Origin of the sequence: Janibacter corallicola NBRC 107790, from assembly GCF_001570965.1 — a bacterium.
Classification (GTDB): domain Bacteria; phylum Actinomycetota; class Actinomycetes; order Actinomycetales; family Dermatophilaceae; genus Janibacter; species Janibacter corallicola.
The window spans coordinates 1-14,898 of the sequence record NZ_BCSR01000057.1 but is presented as its reverse complement, the minus strand read 5'-3'; the positions used below and the strand labels follow the sequence as shown (position 1 = coordinate 14,898).

Here is a 14,898-nt window from a genome sequence, read left to right as displayed (position 1 = left end):
CTCAGCCGGGCAGGGTGTCGTCGAACTCCACGGTCCGGGGCAGGTCGGCGTACCCGGCGAGACGGAAGAACCGCACGACCCGCTTGGCCCGCACCCGCCGGACCTCCTCGACCGCGTCGTTGTGGAAGCGGCGGGCCAGCTGGACACGCAAGCCGGCCGCGCGGATCCGGTCCAGCGCCTCTGCGCCGGCCCCGTCCCCTCCCCGGATCTCGCGCACCACGTCGGGGGGGAGCGCGGCGGAGAGGACCTCCGAGAGCTGGCCCTCGAGCACCTCCCGGCCCGCGAAGTGCTGCCCGTCGAGCAGGTCATCACTCGTGCGCCGGGAGTTGACCCGTTCGAGGGACTCGGTGGCCGCGCCGGCGATGAGCACGGCGGAGGCCGGGTCGAGCGCACCGGAGTGCACGAGCTCCAGGGAGGCCTCGGCCCGGCGCACGACGTGGGCGTCCAGGGCGGACAGTGCGCCCTCGACCTTCGCGTGGAGGCGGTCGAGCCGGGCGGCGGTGTAGGAGAGGTACCACGCCAGGGCCAGCAGCACCGCGGCGGCGAGGAAGAGCCATGTGATCGTCGTCATCGGTCCCTCCGCTGGCGCAGCCGTGGCAGTCCCGCCCGGGGCCGGGGAGGCCACCGCGAGGAGCTGGCGGCCGCGAGGACGGTGTCGTAGACGGCGATGATCTCCTCGGCCACGACCTCCCAGTCGAAGTCCCGGGCCCGGCGCCGGCCCAGCTCCGAGAGGTTCCGCAACCGGGGACGGTCGGCGAGCAGCTCCAGGGTGCGCGTGGCCAGGTCGCCGGCGTCGCCGGTGACGAAGGTGGCTCCCGCCGTCCCGCCGCCCCCGGCGTCGAGCACCCGCTGGAAGGCGGGCAGGTCGCTGGCCAGCACGGGCGCCCCGGCGGCCATCGCCTCGACGAGGACGATGCCGAAGCTCTCGCCCCCGGTGTGCGGGGCGACGTAGAGGTCGGCGGAGGCGAGGACGCTGGCCTTGTCCTCGTCGGCGAGCGCGCCGAGGAACTCGGTCGCCGCGGCGACGTCCCCCGGCAGGCGTCTGCGCAGCGTCTCCCCGGTGCCGGGCCCGATGACGAGCAGCCGTGCCCCCGGTATCTCCGCCAGCACCCGGGGCATCGCCTCGAGGAGGACGGCCAGTCCCTTGCGCGGCTCGTCGATCCTCCCGAGGAAGGCGATCGTCGGGTGTCCGGGAGTGCCGGTCCACTCCCGGCGGCGGGGCGCCTCGGCGAAGGACCGGGTCGTCACCCCGTTGGGGATGATGGCCGTGTCCCCGCCGATGTGCGTGGTGACGGTGGTGCGGGCGGCCTCGGAGACGGCGATGCGCCCGAGGATCTTCTCCAGGGAGGGGCGCAGCACCGGAAAGGCCGCCTGCATGGCCCGGGAGCGCTCGTTCGCGGTGTGGAAGGTCGCGACGACCGGCCCGGTGGCCGACCACAGCGCGAGCATGGACAGGCTGGGCGAGAGCGGCTCGTGCAGGTGCAGCACGTCGAAGTCCCCCTCCTCGATCCACCGGGCCACCCGGGCTGCGGCGACCGGGCCGAAGAGGAGCCGGGCCGTCGAGCCGTTGTAGCGGATCGGCACCGGCCGGCCGGCGGGCACGACGTGGTCCGGCAGCGGCGTGCCCTCCTCCGCGGGGGCGAGGACCGAGACGTGGTGCCCCTTCGCGAGGAGGTACTCCGCGAGGTCGCGGATGTGGAACTGCACCCCGCCCGGTACGTCGAAGGAGTACGGGCTGACCAGGCCGACCCTCATGCCGCCCTGCCCGTTGCGATGTCCTCGGAGAAGACCCGCTGCATCATGTGCCAGTCCGAGGGGTGCTCCCGCAGCGCCGTGCCGAGGGCGTCGGCGCAGGACTGGGTGACCTGCCGGACCACGTCCGGCCCCTCCCCCGGCGGCACCGGCACGGCGTCGTGGACCGTGACGACCATGCCCCAGCGCCGGCCGACGCGCTCGTGCCGCAGCGTCACCGGGTACAGCGGCAGTCCCGTCGCGACCGCGAGGGCCGCCGGACCCGCCGCCAACCGGGCGGGGTGGCCGCACAGGTCGACCTCGACCCCGCTCGCGGAGAGGTCCCGGTCGGCGAGCAGCGGCACGAGTACCGGCTCCCCGGTGGCCAACTGCTCACGGAGCCGCTCGTAGGTACCCGACTGGGCGGGCAGGATCCGCATCCCGAGCCGCTCGCGGTAGTCGAGGAAGGCGCGGTACATCTCCTCCGGTTCCAGCCGCTCGGCGACGGAGACGACCGGGCCGAGGTGCCGGGCGCACCACACCCCCGCGAGGTCCCAGTTGCCGGTGTGCCCGAGGAAGGCCAGCGCGGGCCGGTGGCGGAGCACCTCCCGCAGCTCGTCCATCGCCCCCTCGTAGCGCACGAGGTGGTCCACGTCGGCGCCGTCGAGGGTCGGTAGCCGGAAGGCCTCGAGGTAGTAGCGAAGGGAGGCACGCACCCCCTCGGCCACCACCTCCTCGAGGTCGGCCGCGTCCAGGTCCGGGCGGGTCCGGGCGTAGTTCGCACGCAGCTGCTGCACCGGGGCGCCGTTCCGGGCGTGGGTGCGGTCGGCGACGAGGTCGCTCAGGCGGTGGGCCAGGCGTTCCGGCAGCAGACGCACCGCCCGCCAGGCCAGGAGGAAGGCGAGCACGACCGCCCACTCCCGCAGCCGCCTCACGGCGCCGCCGGTGATGCGGGTCCTGCCAGCGCCTGTCGGCGCACGAGCATCACCCGCTGGAAGATCGTCACGACGCTGGCCACGGCCAGCAGCGCGAGGACGACCTTGAGGACCACCTCCGGCAGCCCCAGGCCCACGAAGCCGGCGGTCACGAGCGTCGCGACGAGCCGGTCCGCCCGCTCGGCGATGCCGACGTCGGCCCGCATGCCGAGCCCCTCGGCGCGGGCGCGGGCGTAGGAGACGACGCTGCCGAGCACGAGGCAGGCGAGCGCGAGCCAGGCCATGACCCGGTCGTCGCCGCCCTGGAAGAACCAGATGGCCAGGCCGGAGAAGACCGCCGCGTCACCGAGTCGGTCGAGCGTCGAGTCCAGGAAGGCGCCCCACGAGGTGGAGCCCTTCTGCATCCGGGCCATGAGCCCGTCGACGGTGTCGGAGAAGACGAACGCGGTGATGACGAGCACGCCGACGAACAGGTGGCCGAGCGGGAAGAAGATCAGGGCGCCCGCGCAGACGCCGAGCGTGCCGATGACCGTGATGACGTCGGGGCTGATGCCGAGCCGGGTGAGGAGGGCGGCGACGGGTGTGAGGATCCGTGACACGACGGCCCGGGCGTACTTGTTCAGCATGGCGTCCCCAAGAGTAACGGCGCGGGCTCAGTTGCCCGGCCAGGCGGCGACGAGCTGGGCGCGTACGTCCTCCAGCAGCGCCGGCAGCGCCTTCGTCTGCCCGATGATCGGCAGGAAGTTCGCGTCCCCGCCCCACCGCGGCACGACGTGCTGGTGCAGGTGGGCGGCCACGCCGGCGCCGGCGACCTCGCCCTGGTTCATCCCGATGTTGAAGCCGTGCGGGGCGCTGCTCCCCCGCAGTGCGGTGATCGCCTCCTTCGTCAGCCGGGTGAACTCCACGGTCTCCTCGTCGGTGAGGTCCACATACAGGGAGACGTGGCGGTAGGGACAGATCAGCAGGTGTCCCGGGTTGTACGGGAAGAGGTTCATCACGACGAAGCAGTGCTCGCCGCGGTGGACGACGAGGCCCTCGGGGTCCTCCTTGCCCGGTGACGTGCAGAAGGGGCAGCCCTCCCCCGCGTCCGTGTTCGGGCGCTCCCCCTGGACGTAGGCCAGCCGGTGCGGGGTCCACAGCCGCTCGAAGCCGTCGGGCACACGCGGCAGGTCCTCGGCGGACTCGCTCTCCCCGGGCGGTGGCTGGTCCACCCCTTCGCGGTCGGGCCCGCTCATGCCTCGCCCGCCGGGAGCGCCTCCGCCGGCGCGCTGGTCACCTGCTCCTTGGACTCGATCGCCGCGCGCACCTTCGCGATGGCCTCGGCGATCGGCACGCCGTTCTCCTGGGAGCCGTCCCGGTAGCGGAAGGAGACGGCGTCGTGGCTGCGGTCCTCCTCGCCGGCGATGAGGGTGAAGGGCACCTTGGACTTGCTCGCGTTGCGGATCTTCTTCGGGAAGCGGTCGTCGCTCTCGTCCAGCTCCACGCGGATGCCCTCGGCCCGCATGCGCTGCAGCACGTCCCACAGGTAGTCGGCGTACTCGTCCGCGACCGGCACCCCGAGCACCTGCACCGGCGAGAGCCACACGGGGAAGGCGCCGGCGTGGTGCTCGACGAGGACCCCGATGAAGCGCTCGATCGAGCCGAACTTCGCCGAGTGGATCATCACCGGCTGCTGCCGCGAGCCGTCGGCCGCCTGGTACTCCAGGGCGAAGCGGTCCGGCGCGGGCTGGTTGAAGTCGTACTGGATGGTGCTCATCTGCCAGGTCCGGCCGATGGCGTCACGTGCCTGGACCGAGACCTTGGGCCCGTAGTAGGCGGCGCCGCCCGGGTCGGGCACGAGCTCGAGGCCGGTCTCCCGGCAGACCTGCTCGAGGATCGCGGTGGCCTCCGCCCAGTCCTCGTCGCTGCCGATGAACTTGCTGCTGGCGTCGCCGTCGTCGTCGCGCGTGGACAGCTCGAGGTAGAAGTCGTCCAGCCCGAAGTCGCGCAGCAGTCCGAGGATGAAGTCCAGCAGGTGACGGATCTCGTCGGGCGCCTGCTCCTTGGTCACGTAGGAGTGGCTGTCGTCCTGGGCGAAGCCGCGCACCCGGGTCAGCCCGTGGATGACGCCGGACTTCTCGTGCCGGTAGACGTGCCCGAACTCGAAGAGGCGCAGCGGCAGCTCACGGTAGGAGCGGCCCCGGCTGCGGTAGATGAGGTTGTGCATCGGGCAGTTCATCGCCTTGAGGCGGTAGTCCATGCCGTCCACGTCGAAGGGGGGGTACATCCCCTCCCCGTAGTACGGCAGGTGCCCGGAGGTGTGGAAGAGGCCCTCCTTGGCGATGTGCGGCGTGCCGACGTACTCGAAGCCCTCCTCGATGTGCCGGCGGCGGACGTAGTCCTCCATCTCCCGCTTGATGACCCCGCCCTTGGGGTGGAAGACCGGCAGTCCGGAGCCGATCTCGTCCGGGAAGGAGTAGAGGTCCAGGTCCCGGCCGAGCGTGCGGTGGTCCCGCTTCTCGGCCTCGGCGAGGCGCTCGAGGTAGGCCTTCAGCTCCCCCTTCGTCGGCCACGCGGTCCCGTAGATCCGCTGCAGCTGCGGGTTCTTCTCGCTGCCGCGCCAGTAGGCGGCGGCGCTGCGCATCACCTTGTAGGCATTGCCGATGACCTTGGTGCTCGGCACGTGCGGGCCGCGGCACAGGTCGCCCCAGGCGCGGCTGCCGTCGCGGCGGACGTTGTCGTAGATCGTCAGCTGCCCGCCGCCGACCTCGACGGAGGCGCCCTCGGCCGCGTCCTCGGAGGCGCCGCCCTTGAGTCCGATGAGCTCGCACTTGTACGGCTCGTCGGCGAGCTCGGCGAGGGCGTCCTCGTCGCTGACCTCGCGACGCACGAAGGTCTGGCCCTCGTTGATGATCCGCTGCATCGCCTTGTCGAGGGCCTTCAGGTCCTCGGGGGTGAAGGGCTCCTCGACGTCGAAGTCGTAGTAGAAGCCGTCGCGGACGGGCGGGCCGATCCCCAGCTTGGCGTCCGGGTTGATCTGCTGGACCGCCTGGGCGAGCACGTGGGCGGTCGAGTGCCGCAGCACGTCCAGCCCGTCCTGCTCCTCGGCGGTCACCGGCTCGACGGTGTCGCCGGCGACGACCTCGTGGGCGAGGTCGCGCAGCTCGCCGTTGACGCGGGCCACGAGGACCGCACGGTCTCCCTCGAAGAGCTCCGCCGCCGTAGTGCCCTCGGCCACCGATCGCTCGTCGCCGGCGACGGTGATGCTGATCTGGGCGGGCACGGTGCTTCTCCTCGGTCGGGACGGGGTGTCCGGACGGACACCCCCGAACTCTATCGCCGCGGTTCCTCCAGGCGCGAAGGCCCGCTGGGGCGTGGGCCTCGAAGGAGGTTGAATGGGCCGCATGCACATCTCCCGGATCGGCCTGACCGTGCTCAAGGGCGCCCGGCACACCGAGCTGCCCTCCGTCCGCCTGGACCGCACCGGACCCGTCGGCGACCGGGTCTTCTGCCTCGTCGACCCGCAGCAGGGGCGGGTGCTGCGCACCGTCGCGCACCCCCGGCTGGTCCTCGTGGAGGCCTCCTGGGACGGCACCGTGCTGCGGACCACGACGCCCGAAGGGGGTGAGGTCGCCGCCGAGCCCCGCCCGACCGGGGAGGAGGTCGTCTTCGACTACTGGGGGCGGGAGGCCCGCCTGGCGATCCAGGACTCGCCCCACGCACGGCAGCTCGGCGAGTACCTCGGCACACCGGTGCTGCTGGGCCGGATCACCGCGCCGGGGATGGTCGTCTACGGCGGCTCGGTGAGCCTGGCCAGCACCGGGGAGGTCGCCGGCCTCGGCGAGAGCGACTCCGCGCGCTTCCGGGCGACCTTCACCATCGACTCCGAGGAGCTGCCCGACCACGGCACCGAGCTGGCGGTCGGCGAGGCCGTGGTCCGCGTGCGCTCGACCCTGCCCCGCTGCCGGGTCATCGACATCGACACCCGGACGGCGCGGATGGACACCCGGCACCTGGCGACCCTCGCCGACCGGCCCCATAAGGCGGGGGAACTCCCCTTCGGTCGGGACGCGGACGTCGTCGTGCCGGGGACGGTCCGGGCCGGCGACCCGGTGCGGCTCCGTTCGCAGAACGACTGAGGGTCCTTCCCGGGCACGCGGCTGCCTCATCTGGGATGGTGGTGCGCCGCACCGAACTGATGGAGGCATTCCATGCACGTGATCTGGGGGCTCGGCGGCATGGTCGGGCTGCTGCTCATCGCCGTCGCGTTGTCGACGAACCGCTCCGCCATCCGCCTGCGCACCGTGCTGCCCGCGCTGGCGATCCAGGTGGCCTTCGGGGCGCTCGTCCTCTTCGTCCCGTGGGGGCGTGACGCCCTCGCGTGGGTCTCGGACGGCTTCCAGGGCGTCATCAACTCCACGAACGAGGGCATCGACTTTCTCTTCGGACCCCTCATCCCCGGGGAGGGCAAGGGCGTCGTCTTCGCGCTGCAGGTGCTGCCGGTCATCGTCTTCTTCGCGTCGCTGACCGCGGTCCTCTTCCACCTGAAGATCCTCCAGCAGGTGGTCCGCCTCATCGGTGGCGCGCTGCAGAAGGTCCTCGGCACCGGGCACGCCGAGTCCACGAACGCCGCGGCGAACATCTTCCTCGGCCAGACCGAGGCCCCCTTCGTCATCCGCCCGTACCTCTCCTCGCTGACCCGCTCCGCCCTCTTCGCGGTCATGGTCGGCGGCCTGGCGACGGTCGCCGGCTCCGTCCTCGTCGGGTACTCGCTGCTCGGGGCGAACCTGGACTACCTCATCGCCGCGAGCTTCATGGCCGCCCCCGGGGCGCTGCTCATGGCCAAGATCGTCGTGCCGGAGGAACCGGAGAACCTGGCGCGCGAGGACTTCGAGCACGACCCCGGCCGCGAGGAGCACGTCGAGCACGGTGGGCTCGAGGTCGACGAGGACATGGAGTACCGCAACGTCATCGACGCCGCCGCCTCCGGTGCCGCCGACGGCGCGAAGCTGGCGATCAACATCGGCGCGATGCTGCTGGCCTTCATCTCCCTCATCGCGCTGCTCAACGTCATCCTCGGCGGGATCGGCGGCTGGTTCGGCAACCCGGACCTGAACTTCGAGACGATCCTCGGCTATGTCTTCGCGCCGGTCATGTCGATGATCGGTGTCCCGTGGTCCGAGGCGGTCTCGGCCGGCTCCTTCGTCGGGCAGAAGGTCATCGTCAACGAGTTCGTCGCCTTCAGCGACTTCGGCCCCGTGGTGGAGACCTTCTCCCCGCGGACGCAGGCGATCATCACCTTCGCCCTGACCGGCTTCGCCAACATCGGCTCGTTGGGCATCCTGCTCGGCGGGCTCGGTGGCCTGGCGCCGAACCGTCGCGGCGACATCGCCACGCTCGGGCTGCGCGCCATCGCTGCGGCCACGCTGGCGAACCTGATGAGCGCGGCGATCGCGGGGATCATGCTCGGCTGACCCGACGCGCCCCCACCCCGGCCTACCGGTGAGTAGCCTGTGCGTCATGGAGCCGCCCTCGACCGTCACCGCTGACGGCCCGGACGCCGGTGCCGGGCCCGCGGCACCCGTCAGCCGTGGCTGGATGACCCGTCTCGGGATCGCGGGCACCGGACTCTTCTGCGGGTGGTTCGGCCCCAACCAGGTGCTGCTCGGCCTGCAGGCGGCCGCGCTGACACCGGACCACAAGGAAGCCACCCTCACCCTCGTCACGGGCATCGGCGCGGCGGTCTCGACCCTGGCCAATCCCGTGGCCGGGGCCCTCAGCGACCGCACGCGCTCACGTCTGGGACGTCGGGTCCCCTGGATCGTCGGTGGCGCGCTCGTGGGGGCGCTGGGGCTGGTGGTCCTCGCACTCGCGCACTCCGTCCCCGCCATGGTCCTCGGCTGGTGCGTCGTGCAGGCCGGGCTCAACGGGACCCTGGCCGGCCTCACCGCCGCGGTACCGGATCTGGTCCCCCTCGAGCAGCGCGGTCTCGTCAGCGGTGTCATCGGCATGACCCAGACCCTGGGCATCGTCATCGGCACCGCGGTCGCCAGTCTCGTCGCGGGCATCGGCGCGGCGTACCTCGTCCTGGCCGTCCTCGTGCTCGCGGCGATCGCCCCCTTCGCCATGCGCTCCGGGGACCGCCCGGTCACGGGACGGGTCCGCCCGTGGCCGGGCCCCTGGGCCTTCGTCGCCGGCTTCTGGATCTCGCCGCGTCGCCACCCGGACTTCGCGTGGGCGTGGCTGACCCGGTTCCTCGCGACGATCTCGAACTCGATCTGCACCTTCTACCTGCTCTACTTCCTCACCGACGCGGTGCGGGTCGAGGACCCGGAGGGAGGCGTGCTCGTGCTGACCCTGATCTACGCCGCGGTGCTCGTGGCCACGGCCATGGTCGCCGGGGCGGCCTCGGACCGGGTCGGCCGGCGCAAGCCCTTCGTCATGTGGTCCGGGCTGCTGATGTCCGCGGCCGCCGCCGTCCTGGCCTTCGTCCAGACCTGGCCTGCTGCTGTCGTCGGGGCGGTCGTCCTCGGTGTGGGCTACGGCGTCTACATCTCCGTGGACTTCGCGCTCATCACCCAGGTGCTGCCCAGTGCCGGTGACCGGGCCCGCGACCTCGGGGTCATCAACATCGCCAATGCCCTCCCCCAGGTCCTCGCGCCGGCTCTCGCCGGCCCGCTCATCACGTGGTACGCCGCCCACTCCACGTACACGGCCGGCTACCGCACCCTCTACCTGCTCGCGGCGGCCTTCGGCGTCGCCGCGGCACTGCTGATCACCCGCATCCGAAGCGTCGACTAGGAGTCACCGTGACCGACCAGCACCTCGCCGGCCTCGTCCTCGGCACCTCCACCGCCAGCTACCAGATCGAAGGGCGCGTGCGCACCGGTGGCCGCGGGCGCAGCATCTGGGACGACTTCTGCGAGGTGCCGGGAGCGATCCGGGACGGCTCCTCGGGAGAGATCGCCTGCGACAGCCACGCCCGGTGGGACGAGGACGTCGCGCTGCTGCGTGGGCTCGGCGTGGACGCATACCGCTTCTCCATCGCGTGGCCGCGGATCCAGCCCGAGGGCTCCGGGCCGGCCGAGCCGGCCGGCCTCGACTTCTACGACCGGGCCGTGGACCGGTTGTGCGAGGCGGGGATCGCCCCCTTCGCCACGCTCTACCACTGGGACCTGCCCTCGGCCCTGGAGGCCCGCGGCGGGTGGATGGAGCGGGCGACCGCCGAGCGCTTCGCCGAGTACGCCGCGCTCGTCGCCGAGCGGCTCGCCGACCGGGTGGCGATGTGGCTGCCGGTGAACGAGCCCGTGGTGCAGACGATCTTCGGCTACGCGCTCGGCGTGCACGCGCCCGGGCGGGAGCTCGGCTTCGACGCCCTCGCCGCGGGGCACCACCTGCTCCTCGGTCACGGGCTCGCGACGCGGGCGCTGCGTGCCGCCGGTGCCGCGGGGGTGGCCACGGCGAACAACCACACCCCGGTCCACCCGGCCTCGGAGGCGCCGGAGGACGTGGCCGCCGCGGACCTCTACGACACGATCCACAACCGTGCCTTCGCCGAGCCGATCCTCCTCGGGGAGTACCCGAACGGCATGGGAGAGGGGATGCCCGGGCCGGTGGCCGAGGACCTCGCGGTCATCAGCGAACCCCTGGACGCCTACGGCCTGAACTACTACAACCCGACGGTGGTGGGTGCGCCGGGATCCCCCGCCGTCACCGCGGCGGTCGCCGCGGACCCCGAAGGGGTGCCGCTGGAGGTGCCCGAGGGCATCCCCTTCGCGCTGGCGCCCGTCCCGGCCGATGAGCGCACCGCCTTCGGGTGGCCGGTCGCACCGGAGGGGCTGACCGAGCTGCTCACCGGGATGCGGGAGCGGTACGGCGAGGCGCTCCCGCCCATCCACGTCACCGAGTCCGGCTGCTCGACGCAGGACGTCCTCGAGGGCGGAGCCGTCCACGACGAGGCCCGGATCCGATACCTGGACGCCCACCTGGGCGCGGTCTCGGAGGCCATCGAGGCCGGGGTCGAGGTCCGCGGGTACTTCGTCTGGTCGCTGCTGGACAACTTCGAGTGGGCGGAGGGCTACACCCAGCGCTTCGGCCTCGTGCGGGTCGAGTTCGGGGACGGCGAGCGGCGCCTGCCCAAGGACTCCTACGCCTGGCTCCGCGCCCGGATCAGCGCGCTGCGGGGATGACGGGGACGCCCCTGCCCCAGAAGAGCACGCGGTTCAGGGCCGCGATGCCGCCCCAGAGGCTGAGCACGACGTGCCCGACGCTGATGATCCCCCAGATCGTGATGGGGATGCCCACGGGGAAGAAGTGCTCGCTGCCCCCGCCGCCGATGACGAGGAAGACGAGCACGAAGTGGGTGAGGACGAGGACGATCGTGAGCACGAAGTAGGTCAGCCCCCAGTTGGCCGCGCGCCGACCGTTCTCCGCCGCCAACGGCCCCTTGTCCGCCTGGGCGCGCCCGACGAAGTACATCGTGAGGCTCGCGATCACGCTGCCGAGGAAGGGCAGGCAGGCCAGGACGATCAGCCCGAGGAACCACGGCAGTGCGCCGGTCGCGGGGCGGGCGGTGGGCGGCGGCTGGGGCGCGTACTCGGTGCTCACGCCGGTGAGTATGCCTGTTCCGTGCGGCCGGGACGCCGAAGGGGGTGCTCGTGCCGCTGCGGCGCGAGCACCCCCTTCGCCTCCCTCGGGTCGATCAGGCCTGCAGCGTGAGCACGAGGTGCTCGGTCTCCGGCGTGCGCGAGCTGCGCAGTCCGGCGACGAGCGGCTCGGCGGCGGGGTCGACGACGAGGTCGACCTTCGCCGGCAGCAGGACCGGCTTCTTGAACCACACGTGGCTCGTGACCGCACCGCGCGCCCGCGGGCCGAGCGCGGCCATCGTGCGGGCGTAGGTCCACATCCCGTGGGCGATGGCCTTCGGGAAGCCCATCGCCTTGGCGGTGAGGGCGCTCATGTGGATCGGGTTCACGTCGCCCGAGGCGAGCCCGTAGGTGCGCCCGAGGTCACCCGGCAGGCTCCACTTCGCCGTCGCCGCCCCGGTGGGTACCGGCGGCGGCTGCTCCCCACGGGAGGCATCGGCGTCGCCGCGGCCGCGGGAGAGGTACGTGGAACGCCCCTCCCACACCCGCTCGCCGTCGACGTCCACCTCGGTGACCAGGTCGAGCACCCGGCCCTTGGGGTGGTCCCGCAGGCCCTCGGCGCGCACCGCGATGTCGAGGGGCTCCTCGAAGTCGATCGCCCGGTGGGTGGTGATGACGTTCTCCAGGTGCACCATGCCCATCAGCGGCAGCGGGAAGTCCTTGCGGGACATCAGCTTCATCTGCAGCGGGAAGCCCACCACGTGCGGGAAGGTGTGCGGCAGCTGGTCGGAGTTCTCGAAGCCGCAGATGCGCTCGTAGTCGAGCAGCTCCTTGCGGTCGACCCGGTGGCCCTCGAGCCGGAGGGTGGTCTCCGGCAGCGAGGACCCCGACTTCTTGCCGGACAGGGCCGCCGTGGCGTAGATCTGCCCCAGGACCGGTCGGCGCTCCAGTGTCTCGACAGTCATCAGGCCCCCAGCATCATCTGGCCGCAGACCCGCACGACATTGCCGGTGACGGCGCGGTTGGCGTCCCAGGAGAACCAGCCGATCGTCTCGGCGACGTCGAGCGGCAGCCCGCCCTGGCTCAGCGAGTTGGTCAGGCGACCGACCTCACGGGTGGCGAGCGGGATCTTCGAGGTCATCTCGGTCTCGATGAAGCCCGGGGCCACCGCGTTGACGGTGATCCCCTTCGCCAGGATCTCCGGGTCGCGGGCCAGGCTCTTCGTCATGCCGATGACGCCGGCCTTGCTCGCGCCGTAGTTCACCTGGCCACGGTTGCCCGCGATCCCGGCGATCGAGGAGACGCACACGATGTGGCCGCCGTCGTTCATGGCGGGCACGAGCGTCTCGTTCATCCGCAGGATGGAGAGCAGGTTCACGTTGAGGACCGAGCCCCACCGGTCGGCGTCGGTGTTGACGAGAAGCTTGTCGCGGGTGATGCCGGCGTTGTGCACGACGATGTCGAAGCCACCGTGCAGCGACTTCGCGTGCTCGGCGATCTTCTCCCCCGCGTCGTCCGCGGTGACGTCGACCTGCAGGGCGGAGCCGCCGATGCGGTTCGCGACCTCGGCCAACGGCCCGCCGGCGGCAGGGATGTCCACGCACACGACGACCGCACCGTCGCGGGCGAGCACCTCGGCGATCGCGGCGCCGATGCCGCGGGCGGCGCCGGTGACGACGGCGACCTTGCCCTCCAGCGGGGCGTCCCAGTCCTGCGGCTCGACGACGGTGCCGACCGGCTCGCGGACGGTGATCACCTGTGCCGAGACGTAGGCCGACCGGCCCGAGAGCAGGAAGCGCACGCTGGCCTCGACGCTCTCGTCGGCGCCCTCCGCGACGTAGACCATGTTCGCGGTGCCGCCGTGGCGCATCTCCTTGCCCACCGAGCGCACGATGCCCTCGAGGGACCGGCGCACGGCCGCCTCCGCGACGTCGTCGGTGTCCTCGACGGGGCGGCCGACGACGATGACGCGACCGGTGGGCGCGAGGGTCTTCAGCGCCGGGGAGAGGATGCCGCGCAGCGTCTCGAGGTCGGCGGGGGTCTGCGCCCGGGTCATGTCCACGATGACCGCGGCGACCGAGGTCGACGGCGACGTGGCGACCTGCAGGCCCTCGGCGGCCAGCGACTCCTTGAGGAGGGCCGCGACGGGTGCCTCTCCGTGACCGTCGATGAGGACGGCGCCGTTGAGGAGCGGCGCGCCGGCCTTGTAGCGGCGCAGCTTGGTCGGGCGGGGCAGCCCGAGCGCGTTGGCCAGCTGCTTGCCGACACCGGAGTTGACGAACTTGCCGTAGTCGAATGCCATGTGATTCTCCTTGGTCTGCTTGGGGTGGGGCTGCTCAGGCGCCCTCGAGGATGGCCACGACGCCCTGACCGCCGGCGGCGCAGATGGAGATCAGGCCGCGGCTGCCCGCGCCCTTCTCGTGCAGCATCTTGGCGAGGGCGGCGATGATGCGACCGCCGGTCGCGGCGAAGGGGTGGCCGGCCGCGAGGGAGGAGCCGTTGACGTTGAGCTTGTCGCGGTCGATCGAGCCCAGGACGGAGTCGCGGCCGAGCTTCTCGCGGCAGAACTCCTCGTCCTCCCACGCGGTGAGCGTGGAGAGCACGGTCGCGGCGAAGGCCTCGTGGATCTCGTAGAAGTCGAAGTCCTGCAGGGTCAGGCCCTGCCGGTCCAGCATGCGCGGGATGGCGTAGGCGGGGGACATCAGCAGGCCCTCGGCGCCGTGGACGTAGTCGACCGCGGCGGCCTGGCCGTCGACGAACCAGGCGAGCGGGGTGAGGCCGTTCTCCCGGGCCCACTCCTCGGACCCGAGCAGGACGGCGGAGGCGCCGTCGGAGAGCGGCGTCGAGTTGCCCGCGGTCATCGTCGCGTCCGGGCCCTTGCCGAAGACCGGCTTGAGCTTGGCCAGCTTCTCCATCGAGGAGTCCGGCCGCAGGTTCTGGTCGCGGGTCTGCCCCATGAAGCTGGTCATGAGGTCGTCGTTGAAGCCCCGGTCGTAGGCGGCCGCCATGTTCTGGTGGCTGCGGACGGTCAGCTCGTCCTGGGCCTCGCGGGTGATGCCCCACTTCTTGGCCGTGATGGCCATGTGGTCGCCCATGGACAGGCCGGTGCGCGGCTCGACATTGGCCGGGGTGAGGATGCCGAGGTCGGTGATCCGGATCTTGGCGAGGGCCTTCAGCTGGTTCTTGGTGCCCTTGGCCCGGTTGACGGCCAGCAGCTTCTTGCGCAGCTTCTCCGAGACCATGATCGGGGCGTCGGAGGCGGTGTCGGCGCCGCCGGCGATGCCCGACTCGATCTGGCCGAGGGCGATCTTGTTGCTCAGCAGCAGCGCGGCCTCCAAACCGGTGCCGCAGGCCTGCTGCAGGTCGAAGGCGGAGGTGGTCGGCGCGAGGGCCGAGCCGAGGACCGACTCACGGATGAGGTTGAAGTCCTTCGAGTGCTTGATGACCGCGCCGCCGGCGACCTCGTCGATGTGCTTGCCGCCCAGGTTGTAGCGCGCGACGAGCCCGTCGAGGGCTGCCGTGAACATGTCCTGGTTGGACGCCTCGGCATAGGGGCCGAACTGGCGGGCGAAGGGGATGCGGTTGCCGCCGAGGACGGCAACGCGGCGCGGAGTGTTGGAAGCCACCACAGTTCTCCTTGAAAGATCTGGTTCGGGTTGGTCCGGATC

At 72.0% G+C, this 14,898-nt stretch carries 14 protein-coding genes; 4 read left to right on the top strand and 10 right to left on the bottom strand.

What is annotated here, in order from left to right; all coding sequences use genetic code 11:
* Nucleotide 1 precedes the first annotated feature (1 nt).
* Genes JCO01S_RS14170 through thrS form a run of 6 tightly spaced genes read right to left on the bottom strand, consistent with a single transcriptional unit; the run spans nt 2 to nt 5,928 of the window.
* Complete coding sequence (locus tag JCO01S_RS14170) at nt 2–571, bottom strand: hypothetical protein (protein WP_068257142.1); 570 nt, start codon at nt 569–571, stop codon at nt 2–4.
* Nucleotides 568–1,755 (bottom strand): glycosyltransferase family 4 protein, encoded by a 1,188-nt coding sequence (locus tag JCO01S_RS14165; RefSeq protein WP_068257140.1) that lies wholly within the window; start codon nt 1,753–1,755, stop codon nt 568–570. The genes JCO01S_RS14170 and JCO01S_RS14165 overlap by 4 nt, the downstream gene beginning before the upstream one ends.
* Nucleotides 1,752–2,666, bottom strand: a complete 915-nt coding sequence (locus JCO01S_RS14160) for a phosphatidylinositol mannoside acyltransferase (protein WP_068257137.1) — start codon at nt 2,664–2,666, stop codon at nt 1,752–1,754. Before JCO01S_RS14160 ends, JCO01S_RS14165 begins: the two co-directional genes overlap by 4 nt.
* The gene (gene pgsA, locus JCO01S_RS14155; RefSeq protein WP_068257134.1) at nt 2,663–3,292 is read right to left on the bottom strand and encodes a phosphatidylinositol phosphate synthase; all 630 of its coding nucleotides are present in this window, start codon (nt 3,290–3,292) and stop codon (nt 2,663–2,665) included. The genes JCO01S_RS14160 and pgsA overlap by 4 nt, the downstream gene beginning before the upstream one ends.
* 27 nt (nt 3,293–3,319) lie before the next feature.
* Nucleotides 3,320–3,901: an HIT family protein gene (locus JCO01S_RS14150; RefSeq protein WP_084342943.1), complete on the bottom strand. Its 582-nt coding sequence runs from the start codon at nt 3,899–3,901 to the stop codon at nt 3,320–3,322.
* Nucleotides 3,898–5,928, bottom strand: coding sequence for a threonine--tRNA ligase (thrS, locus tag JCO01S_RS14145; protein WP_068257127.1), 2,031 nt, complete (start codon nt 5,926–5,928; stop codon nt 3,898–3,900). Before thrS ends, JCO01S_RS14150 begins: the two co-directional genes overlap by 4 nt.
* Before the next feature lie 112 nt (nt 5,929–6,040).
* Here thrS and JCO01S_RS14140 point away from each other — a divergent pair, with 112 nt between their 5' ends.
* The 4 genes from JCO01S_RS14140 (at nt 6,041) to JCO01S_RS14125 (ending at nt 10,834) form a co-directional block, all read left to right on the top strand.
* On the top strand, nt 6,041–6,784 hold the full coding sequence (locus JCO01S_RS14140) for an MOSC domain-containing protein (protein WP_068257124.1): 744 nt from the start codon (nt 6,041–6,043) through the stop codon (nt 6,782–6,784).
* Nucleotides 6,785–6,856: 72 nt separating this feature from the next.
* Nucleotides 6,857–8,119 (top strand): NupC/NupG family nucleoside CNT transporter, encoded by a 1,263-nt coding sequence (locus tag JCO01S_RS14135; protein WP_068257120.1) that lies wholly within the window; start codon nt 6,857–6,859, stop codon nt 8,117–8,119.
* Between the two features lie 46 nt (nt 8,120–8,165).
* Complete coding sequence (locus JCO01S_RS14130) at nt 8,166–9,446, top strand: MFS transporter (RefSeq protein ID WP_068257117.1); 1,281 nt, start codon at nt 8,166–8,168, stop codon at nt 9,444–9,446.
* Nucleotides 9,447–9,454: 8 nt separating this feature from the next.
* Nucleotides 9,455–10,834 (top strand): GH1 family beta-glucosidase, encoded by a 1,380-nt coding sequence (locus tag JCO01S_RS14125; RefSeq protein WP_068257114.1) that lies wholly within the window; start codon nt 9,455–9,457, stop codon nt 10,832–10,834.
* Here JCO01S_RS14125 and JCO01S_RS14120 read toward each other — a convergent pair.
* From JCO01S_RS14120 to JCO01S_RS14105, 4 genes are all read right to left on the bottom strand, one after another.
* A complete protein-coding gene (locus tag JCO01S_RS14120) occupies nt 10,815–11,252 on the bottom strand; it encodes a magnetosome magnetite crystal formation protein family (RefSeq protein ID WP_068257111.1) in 438 nt (145 codons plus the stop codon). The genes JCO01S_RS14125 and JCO01S_RS14120 overlap by 20 nt on opposite strands.
* A 94-nt stretch (nt 11,253–11,346) precedes the next feature.
* Entirely contained in the window at nt 11,347–12,195 is an 849-nt protein-coding gene (locus JCO01S_RS14115; protein ID WP_068257108.1) for a MaoC/PaaZ C-terminal domain-containing protein, read from the bottom strand.
* The gene (locus tag JCO01S_RS14110) at nt 12,195–13,532 is read right to left on the bottom strand and encodes a 3-oxoacyl-ACP reductase (protein WP_068257106.1); all 1,338 of its coding nucleotides are present in this window, start codon (nt 13,530–13,532) and stop codon (nt 12,195–12,197) included. Before JCO01S_RS14110 ends, JCO01S_RS14115 begins: the two co-directional genes overlap by 1 nt.
* 34 nt (nt 13,533–13,566) lie before the next feature.
* Nucleotides 13,567–14,856, bottom strand: a complete 1,290-nt coding sequence (locus JCO01S_RS14105) for an acetyl-CoA C-acetyltransferase (RefSeq protein WP_068257104.1) — start codon at nt 14,854–14,856, stop codon at nt 13,567–13,569.
* Nucleotides 14,857–14,898: the final 42 nt, after the last annotated feature.

Coding starts and splice junctions, on each gene's coding strand:
- JCO01S_RS14135 (WP_068257120.1), top strand. CDS start 6,857: ATGCACGTGATCTGGGGGCTCGGCGGCATGGTCGGGCTGCTGCTCATC.
- JCO01S_RS14115 (WP_068257108.1), bottom strand. CDS start 12,195: ATGACTGTCGAGACACTGGAGCGCCGACCGGTCCTGGGGCAGATCTAC.
- JCO01S_RS14130 (WP_068257117.1), top strand. CDS start 8,166: ATGGAGCCGCCCTCGACCGTCACCGCTGACGGCCCGGACGCCGGTGCC.
- JCO01S_RS14170 (WP_068257142.1), bottom strand. CDS start 571: ATGACGACGATCACATGGCTCTTCCTCGCCGCCGCGGTGCTGCTGGCC.
- JCO01S_RS14150 (WP_084342943.1), bottom strand. CDS start 3,901: ATGAGCGGGCCCGACCGCGAAGGGGTGGACCAGCCACCGCCCGGGGAG.
- JCO01S_RS14110 (WP_068257106.1), bottom strand. CDS start 13,532: ATGGCATTCGACTACGGCAAGTTCGTCAACTCCGGTGTCGGCAAGCAG.
- JCO01S_RS14165 (WP_068257140.1), bottom strand. CDS start 1,755: ATGAGGGTCGGCCTGGTCAGCCCGTACTCCTTCGACGTACCGGGCGGG.
- pgsA (WP_068257134.1), bottom strand. CDS start 3,292: ATGCTGAACAAGTACGCCCGGGCCGTCGTGTCACGGATCCTCACACCC.
- JCO01S_RS14140 (WP_068257124.1), top strand. CDS start 6,041: ATGGGCCGCATGCACATCTCCCGGATCGGCCTGACCGTGCTCAAGGGC.